The organism is Acidovorax sp. HMWF018, assembly GCF_003061035.1.
Classification (GTDB): Bacteria; Pseudomonadota; Gammaproteobacteria; order Burkholderiales; family Burkholderiaceae_C; genus Acidovorax; species Acidovorax delafieldii.
On the sequence record NZ_QAIM01000319.1, the window covers coordinates 9,917 to 11,848 of the forward strand.

Annotated in this window: 2 protein-coding genes; both read left to right on the forward strand. The window is 67.5% G+C overall.

Annotation, left to right across the window (positions count from 1 at the left end; translation table 11 throughout):
* Positions 1 to 1,001: substrate-binding domain-containing protein (locus tag DBR23_RS12190; RefSeq protein ID WP_233250416.1), on the forward strand; the 1,001-nt coding region annotated here is incomplete at its 5' end.
* A 100-nt stretch (positions 1,002 to 1,101) separates the two neighbouring features.
* Positions 1,102 to 1,809, forward strand: a complete 708-nt coding sequence (locus DBR23_RS12195; RefSeq protein WP_108498425.1) for an HAD-IA family hydrolase — start codon at positions 1,102 to 1,104, stop codon at positions 1,807 to 1,809.
* Positions 1,810 to 1,932 lie beyond the last annotated feature (123 nt).

Sequence of the window (1,932 nt, forward strand, 5' to 3'; positions counted from 1 at the left end):
GTGTATCCAAGGCCACGGTGTCGCGCTACTTCAACCACCGTGAACGCCTGCTCAGCCCCGACATTGCGGCGCGGGTTGAGGCCGCCATCGCCAAGCTGGCCTATGTGCCCAGCCCCATGGCCCAGGCGCTGAGCCACGGCCGCTCGCGCCTGATTGGCCTGGTGGTGGCCGACATCACCAACCCCTATTCGGTGGCCGTGTTGCGCGGCGCCGAGAAGGCGTGCCAGGATGCGGGCTACCTGGTCATGCTGTTCAACCTGGGCAACGACCGCGAACGCGAGCGCGCGGCCATCGATGCGCTGGCCAGCTACCAGGTGGATGGGTTCATCCTCAACACGCTGGGGCAGGGGGAGGGGCAGGCGGATGTGAACACCTTGCACGGCAAGCCCGCCGCGCTGGTGGACCGGCGCCACGCCGGGCTGGCGGCAGACTTCGTCTCGCTGGACAACCAGGGCGCCATGCGCGAAGCCTGTGCCCATCTGCAGCAGCAAGGCTGGCAGCGTCTGCTCTACATCACCCAGCCCTTGTTGGGCGTGAGTTCCCGCATCGAGCGCACGGAGGCTTTTCGTGCGCTGGTGTCTTCCAAGGGCTCGGCGGTGCGCGGCGCGGTGCTGGAGCTGGCGGCCGAGCAGGGTGACGAAGTGCTGGACCAGGCACTCACCGATCTGCTGCGGCAGGCCCGGCCCGGCGAGCGCTGCGCGGTGGTGGCGGGCAATTCGGTGGTCACGCTGCGGGTGGCAGCGTCCGTCTCGCGCCTGGGGTGGACGTTTGGGCAACAGCTGGGTTTCGTAGGCTTTGACGACCCCGAATGGGCGTCGCTGATCCGGCCCGGCCTGAGCGCCGTAGCCCAGCCCACCGATGCCATCGGGCAACGTGCCGCGCAGTGCCTGCTGGAGCGCATCAACGGCTTGGAAGGCCCTGCACGTGAGAGCCTGCTGCCGGGCTTGCTGGTGGTGCGCGGATCTTCATTGGGGCCTGCGGGCGCGCCAGACCCGGGTTGAACGGTCTGCATTCCGCAAAGGCCTGCGGTATGCTTTGCGGCCCTCGCCCCGGTGCATCGCCGGGGCCTCTTTTTTCGCCTTCATCCTTCAGGTGCGCCCTGTGCCAACTCCCTCTCTGGACACCTCCCGCATCCGCGCCATCTCCATCGATCTGGACGACACGCTCTGGCCCATCTGGCCCACCATCACGCGGGCTGAGAGTGTGCTGCTGGACTGGCTGACCCACCACGCGCCTGCCACGGCGGCACTCTTCTCGGACACCGAGGCGCTGCGCGCCATCCGCAACCAGATGGTGACCCTGCGCCCCGACCTGAAGGGCGACCTGAGCGCGCTGCGGCGCGAGTCCATCCGGCTGGCGCTGACGCAGGCCGGTGATGAGCCCGCGCTGGCCGAACCGGCGTTTGATTTGTTCTTTGCCGAGCGCCAGCGGGTGGAGCTGTTTGCCGATGCGCACGATACGCTGGCTTTCTTGTCAGCGCGCTACCCGGTGGTGGCGGTGTCCAACGGCAATGCCGATATTCACCGCATCGGCATCGGCCACTACTTTCGCCACAGCATCAGCGCGTCGGACTTTGGCATCGCCAAACCCGATGTGCGCATCTTCCATGCGGCCGCCACGGCCGTTGATGTGCTGCCCCACGAGGTGCTGCACGTGGGCGACGACGCCACACTGGATGCGCAGGGCGCACTGAATGCCGGCATGCAGGCGGTGTGGATCAACAGTGCCAACCACCCCTGGCCGCACGACGACACACCGCCCCATGCCACGGTGGACAGCCTTACCGCGCTGTGCCGGCTGTTGGCCTGACCGGTTTCGCTGGGTTCGGTTTCTTGCCTCAGGTCAAGGTTTGGGCGCGCGGCGGTTGATGCCGCTGCCTGATCAGGTCACACTCCATCGTCGCTCAGCGACCCCTCCCACCATGCCCCGTAC